A 15,420-nucleotide genomic window follows, 5' to 3' on the forward strand; every position below is an offset into this window, starting at 1 on the left:
TCCGCCGCACCTGTTCCACTTTAGACGTCAGCCGCCCGATTCCGATACCGCGTGAAATGCGTCGCGCGCGTGGGCATGCAGTTCGAAACCGATGCCCGGCGCCTGCGGCACGCGTGCGTATCCCGCGTCGACGATTTCGCCATCGGCCAGTCCGCTGAACGGATGGAATGCGAACGGGCTGACTTCCGCGCCGCCGAGCCCGAGCGCCGCGACGACGTGCAGCGAGAACAGATGGCCGCCGTGCGGCCAGAACGAATCGCGCCGCCAGCCGCGCGACACGAAGTGATCGACGATCTGCAGATAGCCCGGTAGCCCGTAGCTATGCACGGGATCGAACACCAGCACGTCGCGGTCGGCGCGCAGGCCGCCGTAACGGTCGAGCAGCTTCGCTTCCGCGAGCGAGAACAGCGCTTCGCCCGCCGCGATCGGCGGTGCGTACCGTGTAGCGACGTCTGCCTGGAGCGGCAGATCGAGCGGGTCGCAGATGTCCTCGAACCACCAGAGGTCGAACGGCGCGAGCATGTCGACGGCCCGGTAGGCGGTCGTCGCGTCGTACGTGTTCATCGCGTCGACTGCGAGATGCGAAGGGCCGACAAGGTACGCGGCCGCGGCGTCGATGCGGCGCCGGTCCTGCTCGAGATCCGCGCCGCCGATCTTGATCTTCGCGTGCGTGTAGCCGAGATCGACGATCCGACGCATCTCGTCGGACAGGTGTGCGAGATCGTCATGTGGATAGCGGTAGCCGCCGCCCGCGTACACGCGCACGCGCGGCGCCGCCGTACGTCCGAGGCGACCGGCGAGAAAGCGATGCAGCGGCAGGTCGGCGATCTTCGCGGCGGCGTCCCAGATCGCCATGTCGAGCATGCCGACCGCGACGCAGCGTTCGCCGTGCCCGCCCGGCTTCTCGCCGGCCATCATCGCGCGCCAGGCGCGAAACGGGTCGAGGTTCGTGCCGGCTTCGTCGGCGAGCGTGTCGGCAGCGGCCAGCAGACGCGGCGCGAACCGTTCGCGGATCAGGCCGCCCTGCGCGAAGCGGCCGATCGACGCGTAGCCGTAGCCCGTCACCGGGCGGCCGTCGCGCACGACGTCGGTGACGACCGCGACGACGCTCGTCGTCAGGCCACCGGACGGAATCGCCGGATCGGCATAGCGGGACACGGGAATCGCGCGTTCGTGGATCGCGGTGATGCGCATGGCCGGGGCTCCGGAGGGGCGTCCGGCACAGGCGGAAGGTTCATGCGCTGCAGCGGAAGCGGTGGGCGGTTCACTGCATCTTAGGGGTTTGCGTGACGGTGTGCAGGATCGGTGGCGAGAATCGTCATCGTGTCGTTGCCGGACAATCGCGCGTCGAATTCATCATGGGTTGGAGTCGGATAGCGGGAGCGCGCCGAGCCTGTGACCACGCTCGGCGCACTATTTCCGAACCGAATCGAGTTTGACCGAGCCGGAATCCTCGGTCGCCGTCCCGGCTCCATGAGCCGGGAGGATGTGAGGCGATGACGGTACGCCTGGATTGGATCGAATCTACAGCCCCGCTCAGGCGAAGACGAAGTACTTGCGCACCGTCTCGACCACTTCCCACGTCCCCTTCATGCCGGGCTCGATCACGAACACGTCGCCGGCTTTCAGGTGCACCGGCTCCTCGCCTTCCGGCGTGATGATGCAGTAGCCGTCGAGGAAGTGGCAGTACTCCCATTTCTCGTAGTTCACCTCGAACTTGCCCGGCGTGCAGATCCAGGTGCCCATGATCTTGCTGCCGTCCTTCGAGACGTACGCGTTGAGGTTCACGGTGTGCGGATCGCCGCCAATGCGCTTCCACTTGGTCGCATCAAGGACAGGCGTCGGGCAGGTTTTGCGCAAAACGGTGATGAAATCGGACATGTCGGCTCCAGACTAACGATCGGATGAGAGGCCTGTCACGTTAGTTCGAAAGCGTTGTCGCGACTTGTATGCTTCCGACACCGAGTCGTCAATTTTCGACACCGGGTTGCGTGCAAGCGTGCCGCCGGCGTATTTCGTTCGAGCCTTGGCGCCCCGATGTCACGGCCGGCCTGCTCGCGTAGCCGGAGCATCGGGATGGGTCACCATTGGAGAACGCAAAGCCATTTGCCGGCGTTCCAGATGCCTCACTTGCAACATCGCTGCCAAACCCTGTAGAATTACGCGTTCTGCGGGCGTCGTATAATGGCCATTACCTCAGCTTCCCAAGCTGATGACGTGGGTTCGATTCCCATCGCCCGCTCCAGTCTTTCTCCAACCCTTGCCGCGCAAAGCTTGCAGGGGTTTCCGGCGGCAGCCGCACCTCCCCTCCCAGCGATATCCGATCCCGAATGTGTGCGGCGAATCACTTCCGTCACGCGCCCATCGCAAGGTCTTCCCGATCGCTAGTTCGTGACGAAAAGCCCGGCGCCTACCTCATGCCGCCCGCAAAAATCACGATGAGGAAGGGTAAGCACAGCAAACCATGAAGAACGATCGCGCAATACGCCGGCACGGCATCCGCTCCGGCATCTTCGTTCGCGTGGAGCAACGCGCTGATCGCCCAAACGAGACCACCCAGCGAAACGACGCCGCACAGGACCGCGACGACCAGTGCCGCGCCGATCGCACCGAATCCTGACGCGCCGGCAACGCTGCCCGGATCGCTCACGATTGAAATGCCGGCGATACCGGCGATCACGCACTCGGCAAGCGCGAGCATCGCCGGGCCGCTGCCGACTTTGCGACGTACAAAAGTTGTTTCACTCATGGCTTTTCTCCCCAAAGGCCATTGGTCGTGGATCATTCCGACGCGTCCTTTCTCACGACCGTTGCGAAAACAACCATCGATCGACCATGAAGCATCAGGCGGCCGTTACCCCTTCTTGTCGTTCTGGCCGCGAGCATTCGGAACGAAACGCGCACTATTCATTTTTCATCAGGCTACGCGCGTCTGACACATCCGGTCACGCCGGCTGCGTCAGCGATTCTACTCAATCGCCCGGCAGCAAGACATAGTGCGAACACACGAAGGCCGGCATCTTCTTCGAACTGGAAAGCCGCGGAGCGTACGACACCGTATTCGAACTCGACCACGCGCTGAACCAGATCAAGGCGATCACGCGCCGCCGGCTCGATCAACGCATCGCGTGACACGCGCCACGCCCGGTCGCCGAAACGGGCGCCGAAGCGGCACACACTTCGGCCTTCGCGAGATATGGCCCCGGACCGGAGCACGTTCGCGCCGGCCCCAGCGGAACCCGGCGGCGACCCGCGCTACCTTGCCAGCCCGATCAAACCAGTCCATAATCCGGCTCTTTCCGGTTGGCTGAACGGGAAATCCTTAAGGATCAACGGCTTGACGGCGTATCGCCGCTCCCGTCGCCACGTTCCGCAACCGCGCGCCAGCCGCCTCGTCGAAGGCGGCTTTTTTGTACCGCGCCGGCGCGTCCCGCGCGCCCGATGCCCTCGCCCGAACCGAGCCTTTCTCTGTACCGATGATGCACGACGATCCGAACGAAGCCGGCCTGCCGCCGCACGACGACGCCATTCCCGACGAAGCCGACCAAGCCACCGAAGGCGCCGACGAAGTCAACCCGCTGCACCACCGCCGCATCCGCAGCTTCGTGACGCGCGCCGGCCGCGTGTCGACCGGCCAGCGCCGTGCGCTCGACGAATTCGGCCCGCGCTTCGTCGTCCCGTATGCGCCGGAACTGCCCGACTGGGACGCGATCTTCGGCCGCAGCGCGCCGCGCATCCTCGAGATCGGTTTCGGGATGGGCGCGTCGACCGCGGAAATCGCCGCGCATCGCCCGGGCGACGACTTCCTCGGCGTCGAGGTGCACGAGCCGGGCGTCGGCGCGCTGCTGAAGCTGATCGGCGAGCAGGATCTGCCGAACATCCGCATCATCCAGCACGACGCGGTCGAGGTGATCGAGCACATGATCGCGCCGGAAAGCCTCGACGGCGTGCACATCTTCTTCCCCGATCCGTGGCACAAGGCGCGTCACCACAAGCGCCGGCTGATCCAGCCGCCGCTCGTCGCGCATCTCGCGTCGCGCCTGAAGCCCGGCGCGTACCTGCACTGCGCGACCGACTGGCAGAACTACGCGGAGCAGATGCTGGAAGTGCTCGGCGCGGAACCGACGCTCGAGAACACGGCCGCCGACTACGCGCCGCGCCCCGACTACCGTCCGGTGACGAAGTTCGAACGGCGCGGGCTGCGGCTCGGCCACGGCGTGTGGGATCTGGTGTTCCGCAAGCGCGCAGGCTAAACGCCCGGGGCCAGCGCACGACTCGGCGGGCCCCGCCAAATAAAACGGCCTGATCGGCAAATGCCGATCAGGCCGTTTTTCATGATGCCTGCGATGCGCGCCGGACCCGCCCGGCGTGTCTGCCTGGCCTCACGCCCAGTTCAACCACCCGCTGTAACCCACCAGCAGCACGAACAGCCCGAACGCGATCCGGTACCACGCGAACACCGTGAAGTCATGCGTCGCGACGTAGCGCAGCAGCCAGCGCACGCACACGAACGCGCTGACGAACGCCGCGACGAGCCCGAGCGCGAACAGGCCGAGCGAATCGACGGTAAACGCCTGCCAGTCCTTGACGGTTTCGTAGAGCGTCGCGCCGAAGATGATCGGAATCGCGAGGAAGAACGAGAATTCGGTGGCCACGCGTCGGTCGAGACCGAACAGCATCCCGCCGATGATCGTCGAGCCCGAGCGCGACATGCCGGGCACCAGCGCGAAGCACTGCGCGATACCGACCTTGAGCGCGTCGAGCGGCGTCAGCGCATCGACCGACATCACGCGCGGCGGCTCGCTGCGTTCGCGCTGCCGCGCCTCGGCCCACAGGATGATCGCGCCGCCGACGACGAGCGCGAACGCGACGGGCACCGGCGAGAACAGCACGGCCTTGATCTTCTTCTCGAACAGGAGGCCGAGCGCGATCGCGGGAATCGTCGCGATCACGACGTTCAGCGTGAAGCGCCGCGCATCGGGCCGGCTCGGCAGCCCGGACACGATGGACACGATCCGTTGCCGGTATTCCCAGCAGACCGCGAGGATCGCGCCGAACTGGATCACGACGTCGAACGTCTTCGCGTGCGAATCGTTGAAATTCAGGAAGCTGCCCGCGACGATCAGGTGACCGGTGCTCGACACCGGCAGGAATTCCGTCAGCCCCTCGACGACGCCGAGGATCAATGCCTTGCAGATCAGGATCCAGTCCATCCGTGGCCCAACTCCGAAATGGTCGAAAGAAAAGGCCACTCTTGCGCGTGCGGCCCACCCGGCCGTGCGCGCCCCGTCGTCACTTTTCGACGATCGCCACGCGTATGCCGTTTGTAAGGATCGTAATTGTACCGGGTTCGTAGTTCACCCCGGCAAATTGCAGTTGTTCCGGCTTGAACGTGTAGATCGGATAGTTGGTCAGCAACTGCGTCGCGAGCAGGCCGGCGGCCGCGCCGACCTGCTGCGCGTACATCTGCGCGTCGCCGTCGAGCACGAGGCTGTCGACGGCCGGCGCCCGCAGCACGACCGAGCGGCTCGGCGCGTCGTACGCGAGCTGGCCCGACACGGTGAACTTGCCGCTGACGGGCCCGCGCAGGAACGGGCTCGCGAAATTCGCGTCGAGCTGCACGGCGACGCGGTTCTGGTCGGGCAGCAGGTTGACGGCCGGGTTCGCGAGCGACACGTCGACGACCTGCGCGACCGTCTTCTGGTAAGGAAACTTGCGCGCGACGGCCTTCTGCACGTCGCCGCGCGAGAACGTGTAGTGATCGGGGATGAACGGGAACGTCGACGCGCACGCGGCAAGCGATACGCACACGCCGACGGCGCCGATAGCGGCAGCGAGAAAACGGCGCCGGCCGGGCGCGCGAGGAACGGTCATGCTGAACTCTCTCCTGGATGCGCCGGCCGCGTCGCGGCCTCGAGGCGCGTGAGCCACGCGAGCGCGTCGTCGCGCGACGCGCCGCACATGTCGGCGGACGGCTGCAGCCCGGAGCAGCACGCGGGGCGCTCGGGCCGGCCGAAGATCATGCAGCGCAGGTCGTCGCCGAGCTGCACGCAGCGCACGCCGGCCGGCTTGCCGTCGGGCATGCCCGGAATCGGGCTGGAAATCGACGGCGCGATGCAGCACGCGCCGCAGCCCTCGCGGCACGCATGCGGCGGCGGGACTTCGGCGGGCGCCGGGCGAACAGGTATTTCGACGGACACTCGGCTCTCTCGACGAACAACGAACAACAAAAAACGGTGCGGCAACCGGACGCGGCGTCCGGCAGCCCCACCCCGCATTGTGCCATCGCCGGCTGCGACGTTATTACACAATGCAGCCCGATCGCGCGTTCATATACTCGAAAGCATCTAAAAAAAGCGCGAGACCGTCATGCATTCTGGTTCTGCCGACACGATGTTCCGTCCCGATTTGCTCGCGAAATACGGCGCGAACGGGCCGCGCTATACGTCGTATCCCACCGCGCTGCAATTCCGCGACGATTTCGATCCGGCCGACTACATCCGCGCGGCCGGCGACCCCGGCGCCTCGTCGAGCGACCTGTCGCTGTACTTCCACATCCCGTTCTGCAACACCGCGTGCTTCTACTGCGGCTGCAACAAGATCGCGACCAACAACCGCCGCCGCGCGCGCCCGTATCTCGACCAGCTCAAGCGCGACATGGCGCTGCAGGCCGCGCTGTTCGATCCGTCCCGCCCCGTCACGCAACTGCACTGGGGCGGCGGCACGCCGACCTTCCTGTCCGACGACGAAACGACCGAGCTGATGGCGGCCACGCGCGAGCATTTCGCGCTCGCGCCGGACGCCAGCGCCGAGTTCTCGATCGAGATCGATCCGCGCACGGTCACGCCGGCGACGCTCGTCCACCTGCGCACGATCGGCTTCAACCGGCTGAGCCTCGGCGTGCAGGATTTCGACCCGGCCGTGCAGCAGGCGATCAACCGCATCCAGCCGCGCGCGATGACGGCCGACCTGCTCGCCGCCGCACGAGCGACGGGCTTCCATTCGGTGAGCGTCGACCTGATCTACGGGCTGCCGCACCAGACGGTCGCGGTGTTCGCGCGCACGCTCGAAACGATGATCGAGCTCGCGCCCGATCGCCTGTCGGTGTTCGGCTACGCGCACATGCCGCACCTGTTCAAGATGCAGCGGCAGATCGACGATGCGACGCTGCCGCCGCCGGAAACGCGCATCGCGCTGCTCGGCCTCGCGATCGACATGCTGACGTCGGCCGGCTACGTTTACATCGGAATGGACCACTTCGCGCGGCCGTCCGACGAACTCGTGCGCGCGCAGCGCAACGGCACGCTGCAGCGTAATTTCCAGGGCTACAGCACGCGCGCGGATACCGACCTGATCGGCTTCGGCGTGTCGTCGATCGGCAAGGTCGGCGACGTCTACGCGCAGAACGCAAAGGACCTGCCCGCGTACGGCGCCGCACTCGACGCGGGCCGGCTGCCGATCGCGCGCGGCGTACGGCTCACGCCGGACGACCGGCTGCGCCGCGACGTGATCACGCAACTGATGTGCAACTTCGAACTGCCGTTCTCGCATGTCGAGGCCGCGCACGGCATCCGCTTCGCCGATCATTTCGCGCGCGAACTCGACGCGCTGCGCCCATTCGAGCGCGACGGGCTGCTGACGATCGCGCGCGACCGACTGACGATCCATCCGGCCGGCCGGATGGTCGTGCGCAACATCGCGATGGCGTTCGATGCGTACCTCGGCCAGACGCCGCGGCAGCGCTACTCGCGCACGGTCTAGGGCGCGGCTCGCGCCGGCGCCGGACGGGCGCTGCCCGCACGCGGGCGGCCGGTTTGATAGAGTGTGAGGCTTACATCCGCTTCGCCAGCCCCCCAAGATGCGCACCACCAAAGCGACCTACGCGGTCGAACGCCTGAAGACCCGCTCCGGCAACCCGCAATTCGCGGCCGTCGCGATGACGGGCGGCCTGTTCTATCTCGTCGACCGCTCGGGCGGCACCGCCGAGAAGCGCTGCGAGCCGCTGCCGCTCGACGAATTCGTCAAGTTCGTCGACGGATTCGGCCCCCAAAAGCCGCGCAAGGCGAGCAAGCTCGACCTCGCATTCGAGGCGCAGATCAAGAAGAGCAAGGGGTAAAGGTCTGTTGCAGGCCGCCTGAAGGCTTCGCGGCCGTGCCGTTTGGTACAATCACGAAGTTTCTCTATCCCCGCTGATGGCCGACCAGGCTGCGTGACCACACCATGAATATCGAAAACGCGCGTTTCAACATGATCGAACAGCAGATCCGTCCGTGGGACGTGCTGGATCTGGATGTCCTGGGCCTGCTGTCGATCGTCAAGCGTGAAAACTACGTGCCGGCCGAATACCGCGATCTCGCGTTCGCCGATCTCGAACTGCCGCTGCCCGGCGGCACCAGCAAGATGCTGTTCCCGCGCGTCGAAGCACGCGTGCTGCAGGAACTGACGGTCAAGAAGCACGAGAACGTGCTCCTGATCGGCGCGGGCTCGGGCTACCTGGCCGCGCTGTTCGCGCATCGTGCGCAGCACGTGACGGCAGTCGAGATCGATCCGACGATCGCGAAGTTCGCGGAAGACAACCTGCGCAACGACGGCGTGACCAACGCCGAAGTCGTGCTCGGCGACGGTTCGCGCGGCTGGGCCGCGAAGGCGCCGTACGACGTGATCTGCGTCGCGGGCGGCCTGCCGGTCGTGCCGCAGGAAATGCTCGAACAGCTCAAGATCGGCGGCCGCCTGTCGGCGTTCGTCGGCGGCCGTCCGGTGATGAAGGCGCAGATCATCACGCGCATCGACGACAAGCAGTACCGCGTCGCCGACGTGTTCGAAACCTACATCAACCACCTCGTTAACGCGATCGAGCCGTCGCGCTTCAAATTCTGAGCGGCGGAGCCTCCATGCAGATCCTGACGCCCGCGATGCTCGCGGAATGGCTCGGCGACACGGCGCGCCCCGCGCCGGTCGTGCTCGACGTGCGTGAGCCGTGGGAAATCGCGACCGCGCAGATCGCCGGCAGCGTGGCGATTCCGATGCAGCAGATTCCCGCGCGCAGCGAAGAGCTCGACGACGAAGCGGAAATCGTCTGCGTGTGCCATCACGGGATGCGCAGCGCGCAGGTCGCGATGTTCCTCGAATCGCGCGGCTTCACGAAGCTGTACAACCTGCAAGGCGGCATCGACGCGTGGTCGCGCGACGTCGATCCGTCCGTGCCGCGCTACTGATCGATCCTCCCGGCGGCGCATCACGCGCCGCTGCGCCGCCCGGCACCCTGCCGCCGGCCGCACCGATCCGCCGAACGGGCGCGCACTGCGCGCCCGTTGCGCTTTTCCTCCCCCGCTTTCCTTTGCGTTTCGACGCCGCCGCACCACCGTGCACCATTTGCGCCCGCGCGTCTGCACCGCAACGGACCGCACATGCTGCACGGCGCGTCATCCGCACCACCCCGATGCCCGCTGGTGCCCGCCGATGCGCTGCGCTGGCACGCCGGGCGTGCATCCGCGCGACTGGCACATGCCTTGCGTTACACGATGGCCGGCGCCGCCACGGCGCACGCGCATCCAACACGACAAGGGGATCCCAATGAGACGTCGCAGTCTGTTGAAGTTCGGTTCGATGGCCGGCGCGCTGGCGCTGGCGGGCAAGAGCCCGTTCGCGCACGCGGCCGATGCGGGCACCGGCCCGATCAAGGTCGGCATCCTGCATTCGCTGTCGGGCACGATGGCGATTTCGGAGACGTCGCTGAAGGACACCGCGCTGATGACGATCGCCGACATCAACAAGAGCTGCGGCGTGCTGGGTCGCAAGCTCGAACCGGTGGTGGTCGATCCTGCATCGAACTGGCCGCTGTTCGCCGAGAAGGCGCGTCAGTTGCTCACGCAGGACAAGGTCGCGTGCGTGTTCGGCTGCTGGACGTCGGTGTCGCGCAAGTCCGTGCTGCCGGTGTTCGAGGAACTGAACGGGCTGCTCTACTACCCGGTGCAGTATGAAGGCGAGGAAATGTCGCGCAACGTGTTCTACACGGGCGCCGCGCCGAACCAGCAGGCCATTCCGGCCGTCGAGTACCTGATGAGCGCGGAAGGCGGCGGCGCGAAGCGCTTCTTCCTGCTCGGCACCGACTACGTGTATCCGCGCACGACCAACAAGATCCTGCGCGCGTTCCTGAAATCGAAGGGCGTGAAGGACGCCGACATTCAGGAGGTCTACACGCCGTTCGGCCACAGCGATTACCAGACCATCGTCGCGAACATCAAGACCTTCTCGCAGGGCGGCAAGACGACCGTGATCTCGACGATCAACGGCGACTCGAACGTGCCGTTCTACAAGGAGCTGGGCAACCAGGGGATCAAGGCGACCGACGTGCCGGTCGTCGCGTTCTCGGTCGGCGAGGAAGAGCTGCGCGGGATCGATACGAAGCCGCTCGTCGGCCACCTCGCCGCGTGGAACTACTTCATGTCGGTGAAGAACCCGACCAACACGAAGTTCAAGGACCAGTTCGCCGCGTGGGTGAAGGCGAACAACCTGCCGGGCGGTGCGAAGCGCGTGACCAACGATCCGATGGAAGCGACCTACGTCGGCATCCATATGTGGAAGCAGGCCGTCGAGAAAGCGAAGAGCACCGACGTCGACAAGGTGCGCGTCGCGATGATCGGCCAGACGGTGGCCGCGCCGTCGGGCTTCACGCTCGCGATGGACGGCAACCATCACCTGCACAAGCCGGTGATGATCGGCGAGATCCGCGGCGACGGGCAGTTCAACGTCGTGTGGAAGACGAAGACGGCCGTGCGCGCGCAGCCGTGGAGCCCGTTCATCGCGGGCAACCAGAGCAAGCCGGACGTCGTCAGCTCGATTCCGGCGTTCCTGCGCCGGCAGCGCGCGGCGCTGGCCTGACGCCGTGCGGCGCGTCGCGCTTCGTGCGTGACGTGCCGCACGCGCGCCAATGCCGATACGTCGGCTGCGCTTGCCGTGACGAGCCGCCCGCGCCGGCGCAGCACCGCATCACTCCGCTTCCCCTCGCCCGACAGGACTTCCCGATGCCTACACGCTTTCGCCGAGCCGCCCGCGCGATCGCGGCATGCGCCGCCCTCGCGGGCCTGCTGCCGCACGCCGCGTTCGCGCTGACGGCGGCCGATACCGCCGCGCTCGCCGGCGACGACTTCGACGCGAAGACGGCCGCGATCGAACGGCTCGCCGCCGACACCGATCCGCGCGCCGTTGCGGTGCTCAACGCGCTGTCGAGCGGCGATGCGCTCGCGACCGGCGACGGCCGCCTGCTGATCCAGGCCGGCGACACCGCGCACGACGCGCTCACGCAGGCCGCGACGCCGGCCGGCGACGCGCAGCCGGTGATGCTGAACAACCTGCTGCGCTCGAAGATCGCCGGCGCGCTGTCGGGCCTCGCGCTCGCGTCGCCCGACGTGGCCGCGCGACGCGACGCGATCGACGCGCTGCTGAAGTCGCCCGACCCGGCGCTCAAGCCGATGATCGACCGCGCCCGTGCAAAGGAAACCGATCCGGCATTGAAACGTCGTCTCGACGCGCTGTGGGCGATCGCCGCGCTGCACGATGCCGATCCGGCGAAGCGCCTCGAAGCCGCGCAGGTGGTGGCCGCGCGCAGCGATCTCGACATGATCGAACAACTGCGCCCGCTCGTCGCGAAGAACGCCGACGGCAGCTTCGCCGAACCCGACGCGCGCGTCCGCGCCGCCGCGCAACAGGGGCTGGATGCATTGCACACGCTGCAGCGCCGCGGCGAAATCGTCGGCACCCTGTTCGCCGGCCTATCGCTCGGCAGCGTGCTGCTGCTCGCCGCGCTCGGCCTCGCGATCACGTACGGGCTGATCGGCGTGATCAACATGGCGCACGGCGAATTCCTGATGATCGGTGCGTACGCAACCTATGTCGTGCAGACGCTGATCCAGCGCTACGCGCCCGGCGCATTCGACTGGTATCCGCTCGTCGCCGTGCCCGTGTCGTTCGCGGTGGCCGCGCTCGTCGGCATCGTGCTCGAACGGCTCGTGCTGCGGCACCTGTACGGCCGCCCGCTCGAAACGCTGCTCGCGACCTTCGGCGTGAGCCTGATCCTGATCCAGGCGACCCGCATGCTGTTCGGCGCGCAGAACGTGCAGGTCGTGAACCCGTCGTGGATGAGCGGCGGCGTGACGGTGATGCAGAACCTGATCCTGCCGTACAACCGGCTCGCGATCCTCGCGTTCGCGCTCGCGGTGGTGTTCGTGGCGTGGGCCGTGCTGACGAAGATGCGGCTCGGCCTGTTCGTGCGCGCGGTCACGCAGAACCGCCGGATGGCCGCCTGCGTCGGCGTGAAGACCGCACGCGTCGACGCGTATGCGTTCGCATTCGGCGCGGGCATCGCGGGCCTCGGCGGCTGCGCGCTGTCGCAGATCGGCAACGTGGGCCCCGATCTCGGGCAGAACTACATCATCGATTCGTTCATGGCCGTCGTGCTCGGCGGCGTCGGGCAGATCGCCGGCACCGTGCTCGGCGGCTTCGGGCTCGGCCTCGCGAGCAAGGCGATCGAGCCGTTCTGGGGCGCCGTGCTCGCGAAGATCGCGGTGCTCGTGATGATCGTGCTGTTCATCCAGAAACGCCCGCAGGGCATGTTCGCCCCGAAGGGCCGCAGCGCGGAGGCTTGACGTGACTTCATTCACCGATTCGATGCCGAACCCGGTCGCCGACACGTCGAAGGCCGCTGCCGCTGCGCGCGCGGCGGACGGCTTCGCGCTCGGCCTGCCGCCCCGCCCTGCGCTGCTGTCGCGCCGCGCGTGGCTCGCGCTCGTCGCGCTGTGCGTGGCGATCGGCATCGGCGTGCCGCTCGCCGCGCTCGTCGCGCCGGAAGCCAGCGCGTTCCATCTGTCCGCGTACACGATGACGCTCGCCGGCAAGCTGATGTGCTACGCGATCGCCGCGCTCGCGCTCGATCTCGTGTGGGGCTACTGCGGCATCCTGAGCCTCGGCCACGGATTGTTCTTCGCGCTCGGCGGCTATGCGATCGGCATGTACCTGATGCGCGAGATCGGCCGCGACGGCAAGTACGGCAGCGACCTGCCCGACTTCATGGTGTTTCTCGACTGGCACCAGTTGCCGTGGTACTGGAGCGGCACACAGCATCTCGCGTGGGCGCTCGCGCTGGTCGTGCTCGTGCCGGCCGTGCTCGCGTGGGTGTTCGGCTTCTTCACGTTCCGCTCGCGCGTGAAAGGCGTGTACCTGTCGATCATCACGCAGGCCATGACGTTCGCCGCGATGCTGCTGTTCTATCGCAACGAGACGGGCTTCGGCGGCAACAACGGCTTCACCGATTTCAAGCGCATCGCCGGCTTCGCGATCACGTCGCCGGGCACGCGCACGGTGCTGTTGCTGCTGACGTTCGCGACGCTCGTGCTCGCATTCATCGCCGCGCGCGCGATCGTCACGAGCAAGCTCGGGCGCGTGGTGACCGCGGTGCGCGACGGCGAGACGCGGCTGATGTTCCTCGGCTACAGCCCGCTCGCGTACAAGCTGTTCGTGTGGACCGTGTCGGCCGTGCTGTGCGGCATCGCCGGCGCGCTGTACGTGCCGCAGGTCGGCATCATCAATCCCGGCGAGATGTCGCCCGGCAACTCGATCGAAATGGCGATCTGGGTCGCGGTGGGCGGGCGCGGCACGCTGATCGGGCCGATCGTCGGCGCGTTCGCGGTGAACGGCGCGAAGAGTTTCTTCACCGCGTACTTCGCCGAATACTGGCTGTTCTTCCTCGGCCTGATCTTCGTGCTCGTGCCGCTGCTGCTGCCGCGCGGGATCATGGGCCTCGTCGAAACCGTGCTCGCGAAGGGGAAACGCGCATGAACGGAACGGCTCTCTATCAGTTCACGCCGCCGCCGCCCGAAGACGAGCTGCTGGCCGTCAGCGGCAGCGCGTCGATGGGTCGCGTCGTGCCGCCCGGCATCGACACGTCGCACGGCACGATCCTCTATCTCGAGGATATCGAGGTGAGCTTCGACGGCTTTCGCGCGCTGAAGAAACTGTCGCTCGCGATCGACGCGGGCGAGCTCCGCTGCGTGATCGGCCCGAACGGCGCGGGCAAGACGACGATGATGGACGTCATCACCGGCAAGACGCGGCCCGATGCGGGCAAGGTGTTTCTCGGCCAGACGATCGACCTCGCGCGGATGAACGAGCCCGAGATCGCGCGTGCGGGCATCGGCCGCAAGTTCCAGAAGCCGACCGTGTTCGAACAGCATCCGGTGTGGGAAAACCTCGAACTCGCGATGCAGACCGACAAGGGCTGGCTCGCGTCGCTGCGCGCGCGGCTCGACCGCACCGCGCAGGCGAAGATCGAGGAGACGCTCGCGCTGATCGGCCTCGAAAGCCACGCGTATCGCGCGGCCGGCGAACTGTCGCACGGACAGAAGCAGCGGCTCGAGATCGGCATGCTGCTGATGCAGCGCCCCGCGCTACTGCTGCTCGACGAGCCGGCGGCCGGGATGACCGACCACGAGACGATTGAACTCGCCGAGCTGCTGAACACGCTGCGCGGCACCTGCTCGATGATGGTCGTCGAGCACGACATGGAATTCGTCGCGGCGCTCGCGGGCGACACGGGGCGCGTGACGGTGATGGCCGAAGGCGCGGTGCTCGCGCACGGCACGCTCGACCAGGTCAAGCGCGACGACGCGGTGATCGAGTCTTACCTCGGACGATGATGCGATGCTGAAAATCGAAGCGCTGAACCAGTACTACGGCGGCAGCCATATCCTGCGCAACGTGAACCTCGCCGCCGACGACGGCAAGCTCACCGTGCTGCTCGGCCGCAACGGCGTCGGCAAGAGCACGCTGCTGCGCTGCCTGATGGGCGTCGTCGCCGCGAAGAGCGGCAGCGTGTCGTGGCGCGGCACCGCGCTCGGCGCACTGCCGCCGTATGCGCGCGTCGCGGCCGGGCTCGCGTACGTGCCGCAGGGCCGCGACATCTTTCCGCGGCTCACCGTCGAGGAGAACCTGCTCGTCGGCGCGGCGAGCCGCAAGGCGCCATCGAAGGTGCCCGATCGCATCTACGACCTGTTCCCGGTGCTGAAGGACATGCGCGCGCGGCGCGGCGGCGACCTGTCGGGCGGCCAGCAGCAACAGCTCGCGATCGGCCGCGCGCTGATGAGCGAGCCGCAGTTGCTGATCCTCGACGAGCCGACCGAAGGCATCCAGCCGTCGATCATCCAGGACATCGGCCGCACGCTGCGCCAGCTCGTCGACGAATCGAAGATGACCGTGCTGCTCGTCGAACAGTATTACGATTTCGCGCAATCGATCGCCGATCGCTACTGGGTGATGAGCCGCGGCGAGATCGTCGCGGGGGGCGATGCGCGCGACATGGGGACGAACGGCGTGCGCGAGCTGATTGCGGTGTGACGCGCGGCACGGCGGTAGGCACGGCGGCAGGCA

General features: G+C 67.1%; 16 protein-coding genes and 1 tRNA gene. 11 read left to right on the forward strand and 6 right to left on the reverse strand.

Translation table 11 applies throughout. The features are described 5' to 3' along the window. Positions 1-27: 27 nt before the first annotated feature. Together HWW87_RS11800 and HWW87_RS11805 are read right to left on the reverse strand one after the other, a co-directional pair. Complete coding sequence (locus tag HWW87_RS11800) at positions 28-1,194, reverse strand: enolase C-terminal domain-like protein (protein WP_175820381.1); 1,167 nt, start codon at positions 1,192-1,194, stop codon at positions 28-30. Positions 1,195-1,536: 342 nt separating this feature from the next. Continuing rightward, complete coding sequence (locus HWW87_RS11805; protein WP_027783759.1) at positions 1,537-1,881, reverse strand: cupin domain-containing protein; 345 nt, start codon at positions 1,879-1,881, stop codon at positions 1,537-1,539. A gap of 289 nt (positions 1,882-2,170) precedes the next feature. Between HWW87_RS11805 and HWW87_RS11810 the strand changes: the two genes are divergently transcribed. Further along, positions 2,171-2,245 (forward strand) — tRNA-Gly (locus tag HWW87_RS11810). 165 nt (positions 2,246-2,410) lie between these two features. Here HWW87_RS11810 and HWW87_RS11815 read toward each other — a convergent pair. Then, complete coding sequence (locus HWW87_RS11815; RefSeq protein ID WP_244107182.1) at positions 2,411-2,785, reverse strand: hypothetical protein; 375 nt, start codon at positions 2,783-2,785, stop codon at positions 2,411-2,413. A 691-nt stretch (positions 2,786-3,476) separates the two neighbouring features. Between HWW87_RS11815 and trmB the strand changes: the two genes are divergently transcribed. Continuing rightward, a complete protein-coding gene (gene trmB, locus HWW87_RS11820) occupies positions 3,477-4,253 on the forward strand; it encodes a tRNA (guanosine(46)-N7)-methyltransferase TrmB (RefSeq protein WP_175820382.1) in 777 nt (258 codons plus the stop codon). 129 nt (positions 4,254-4,382) lie between these two features. Here the strand turns inward: trmB and HWW87_RS11825 are convergent, their stop codons facing one another. From HWW87_RS11825 to HWW87_RS11835, 3 genes are all read right to left on the reverse strand, one after another. Next, on the reverse strand, positions 4,383-5,213 hold the full coding sequence (locus tag HWW87_RS11825; RefSeq protein WP_175820383.1) for an undecaprenyl-diphosphate phosphatase: 831 nt from the start codon (positions 5,211-5,213) through the stop codon (positions 4,383-4,385). Between the two features lie 79 nt (positions 5,214-5,292). Next, entirely contained in the window at positions 5,293-5,874 is a 582-nt protein-coding gene (locus HWW87_RS11830) for a DUF1439 domain-containing protein (protein WP_174429887.1), read from the reverse strand. Further along, a complete protein-coding gene (locus HWW87_RS11835; protein WP_027783753.1) occupies positions 5,871-6,188 on the reverse strand; it encodes a YkgJ family cysteine cluster protein in 318 nt (105 codons plus the stop codon). Before HWW87_RS11835 ends, HWW87_RS11830 begins: the two co-directional genes overlap by 4 nt. A gap of 181 nt (positions 6,189-6,369) precedes the next feature. On the opposite strand from HWW87_RS11835, the gene hemN reads away from it, so the two are divergent. From hemN to urtE, 9 genes are all read left to right on the forward strand, one after another. Next, positions 6,370-7,761 carry an oxygen-independent coproporphyrinogen III oxidase gene (gene hemN, locus HWW87_RS11840; protein WP_175820384.1) on the forward strand — a complete coding sequence of 464 codons (1,392 nt, stop codon included), beginning with the start codon at positions 6,370-6,372 and terminating at the stop codon, positions 7,759-7,761. Between the two features lie 97 nt (positions 7,762-7,858). Beyond that, a complete protein-coding gene (locus HWW87_RS11845) occupies positions 7,859-8,116 on the forward strand; it encodes a hypothetical protein (protein ID WP_175820385.1) in 258 nt (85 codons plus the stop codon). 104 nt (positions 8,117-8,220) lie between these two features. Then, entirely contained in the window at positions 8,221-8,877 is a 657-nt protein-coding gene (locus HWW87_RS11850; RefSeq protein WP_174386965.1) for a protein-L-isoaspartate O-methyltransferase, read from the forward strand. Positions 8,878-8,891: 14 nt separating this feature from the next. Further along, complete coding sequence (locus HWW87_RS11855) at positions 8,892-9,215, forward strand: rhodanese-like domain-containing protein (protein WP_006476692.1); 324 nt, start codon at positions 8,892-8,894, stop codon at positions 9,213-9,215. 358 nt (positions 9,216-9,573) lie between these two features. After that, positions 9,574-10,881: an urea ABC transporter substrate-binding protein gene (urtA, locus tag HWW87_RS11860; RefSeq protein WP_175820386.1), complete on the forward strand. Its 1,308-nt coding sequence runs from the start codon at positions 9,574-9,576 to the stop codon at positions 10,879-10,881. A 143-nt stretch (positions 10,882-11,024) separates the two neighbouring features. Beyond that, positions 11,025-12,644, forward strand: a complete 1,620-nt coding sequence (urtB, locus tag HWW87_RS11865) for an urea ABC transporter permease subunit UrtB (RefSeq protein ID WP_175820387.1) — start codon at positions 11,025-11,027, stop codon at positions 12,642-12,644. A 1-nt stretch (position 12,645) separates the two neighbouring features. Continuing rightward, entirely contained in the window at positions 12,646-13,833 is a 1,188-nt protein-coding gene (urtC, locus tag HWW87_RS11870; RefSeq protein ID WP_175820388.1) for an urea ABC transporter permease subunit UrtC, read from the forward strand. Next, positions 13,830-14,690 carry an urea ABC transporter ATP-binding protein UrtD gene (gene urtD / locus HWW87_RS11875; RefSeq protein ID WP_175820389.1) on the forward strand — a complete coding sequence of 287 codons (861 nt, stop codon included), beginning with the start codon at positions 13,830-13,832 and terminating at the stop codon, positions 14,688-14,690. The genes urtC and urtD overlap by 4 nt, the downstream gene beginning before the upstream one ends. Positions 14,691-14,694: 4 nt before the next feature. Next, on the forward strand, positions 14,695-15,387 hold the full coding sequence (gene urtE / locus HWW87_RS11880) for an urea ABC transporter ATP-binding subunit UrtE (RefSeq protein WP_175820390.1): 693 nt from the start codon (positions 14,695-14,697) through the stop codon (positions 15,385-15,387). Positions 15,388-15,420: the final 33 nt, after the last annotated feature.

Source organism: Burkholderia sp. BCC0419, from assembly GCF_902830285.1.
Taxonomy (GTDB): Bacteria; Pseudomonadota; Gammaproteobacteria; order Burkholderiales; family Burkholderiaceae; genus Burkholderia.

Bases quoted from the DNA above. Each gene is read 5' to 3' on its own strand.
- HWW87_RS11800 (WP_175820381.1), bottom strand. From the start codon at position 1,194: ATGCGCATCACCGCGATCCACGAACGCGCGATTCCCGTGTCCCGCTAT.
- HWW87_RS11805 (WP_027783759.1), bottom strand. From the start codon at position 1,881: ATGTCCGATTTCATCACCGTTTTGCGCAAAACCTGCCCGACGCCTGTC.
- HWW87_RS11815 (WP_244107182.1), bottom strand. From the start codon at position 2,785: ATGATCCACGACCAATGGCCTTTGGGGAGAAAAGCCATGAGTGAAACA.
- trmB (WP_175820382.1), top strand. From the start codon at position 3,477: ATGATGCACGACGATCCGAACGAAGCCGGCCTGCCGCCGCACGACGAC.
- HWW87_RS11825 (WP_175820383.1), bottom strand. From the start codon at position 5,213: ATGGACTGGATCCTGATCTGCAAGGCATTGATCCTCGGCGTCGTCGAG.
- HWW87_RS11830 (WP_174429887.1), bottom strand. From the start codon at position 5,874: ATGACCGTTCCTCGCGCGCCCGGCCGGCGCCGTTTTCTCGCTGCCGCT.
- hemN (WP_175820384.1), top strand. From the start codon at position 6,370: ATGCATTCTGGTTCTGCCGACACGATGTTCCGTCCCGATTTGCTCGCG.
- HWW87_RS11845 (WP_175820385.1), top strand. From the start codon at position 7,859: ATGCGCACCACCAAAGCGACCTACGCGGTCGAACGCCTGAAGACCCGC.
- HWW87_RS11850 (WP_174386965.1), top strand. From the start codon at position 8,221: ATGAATATCGAAAACGCGCGTTTCAACATGATCGAACAGCAGATCCGT.
- HWW87_RS11855 (WP_006476692.1), top strand. From the start codon at position 8,892: ATGCAGATCCTGACGCCCGCGATGCTCGCGGAATGGCTCGGCGACACG.
- urtA (WP_175820386.1), top strand. From the start codon at position 9,574: ATGAGACGTCGCAGTCTGTTGAAGTTCGGTTCGATGGCCGGCGCGCTG.
- urtB (WP_175820387.1), top strand. From the start codon at position 11,025: ATGCCTACACGCTTTCGCCGAGCCGCCCGCGCGATCGCGGCATGCGCC.
- urtD (WP_175820389.1), top strand. From the start codon at position 13,830: ATGAACGGAACGGCTCTCTATCAGTTCACGCCGCCGCCGCCCGAAGAC.
- urtE (WP_175820390.1), top strand. From the start codon at position 14,695: ATGCTGAAAATCGAAGCGCTGAACCAGTACTACGGCGGCAGCCATATC.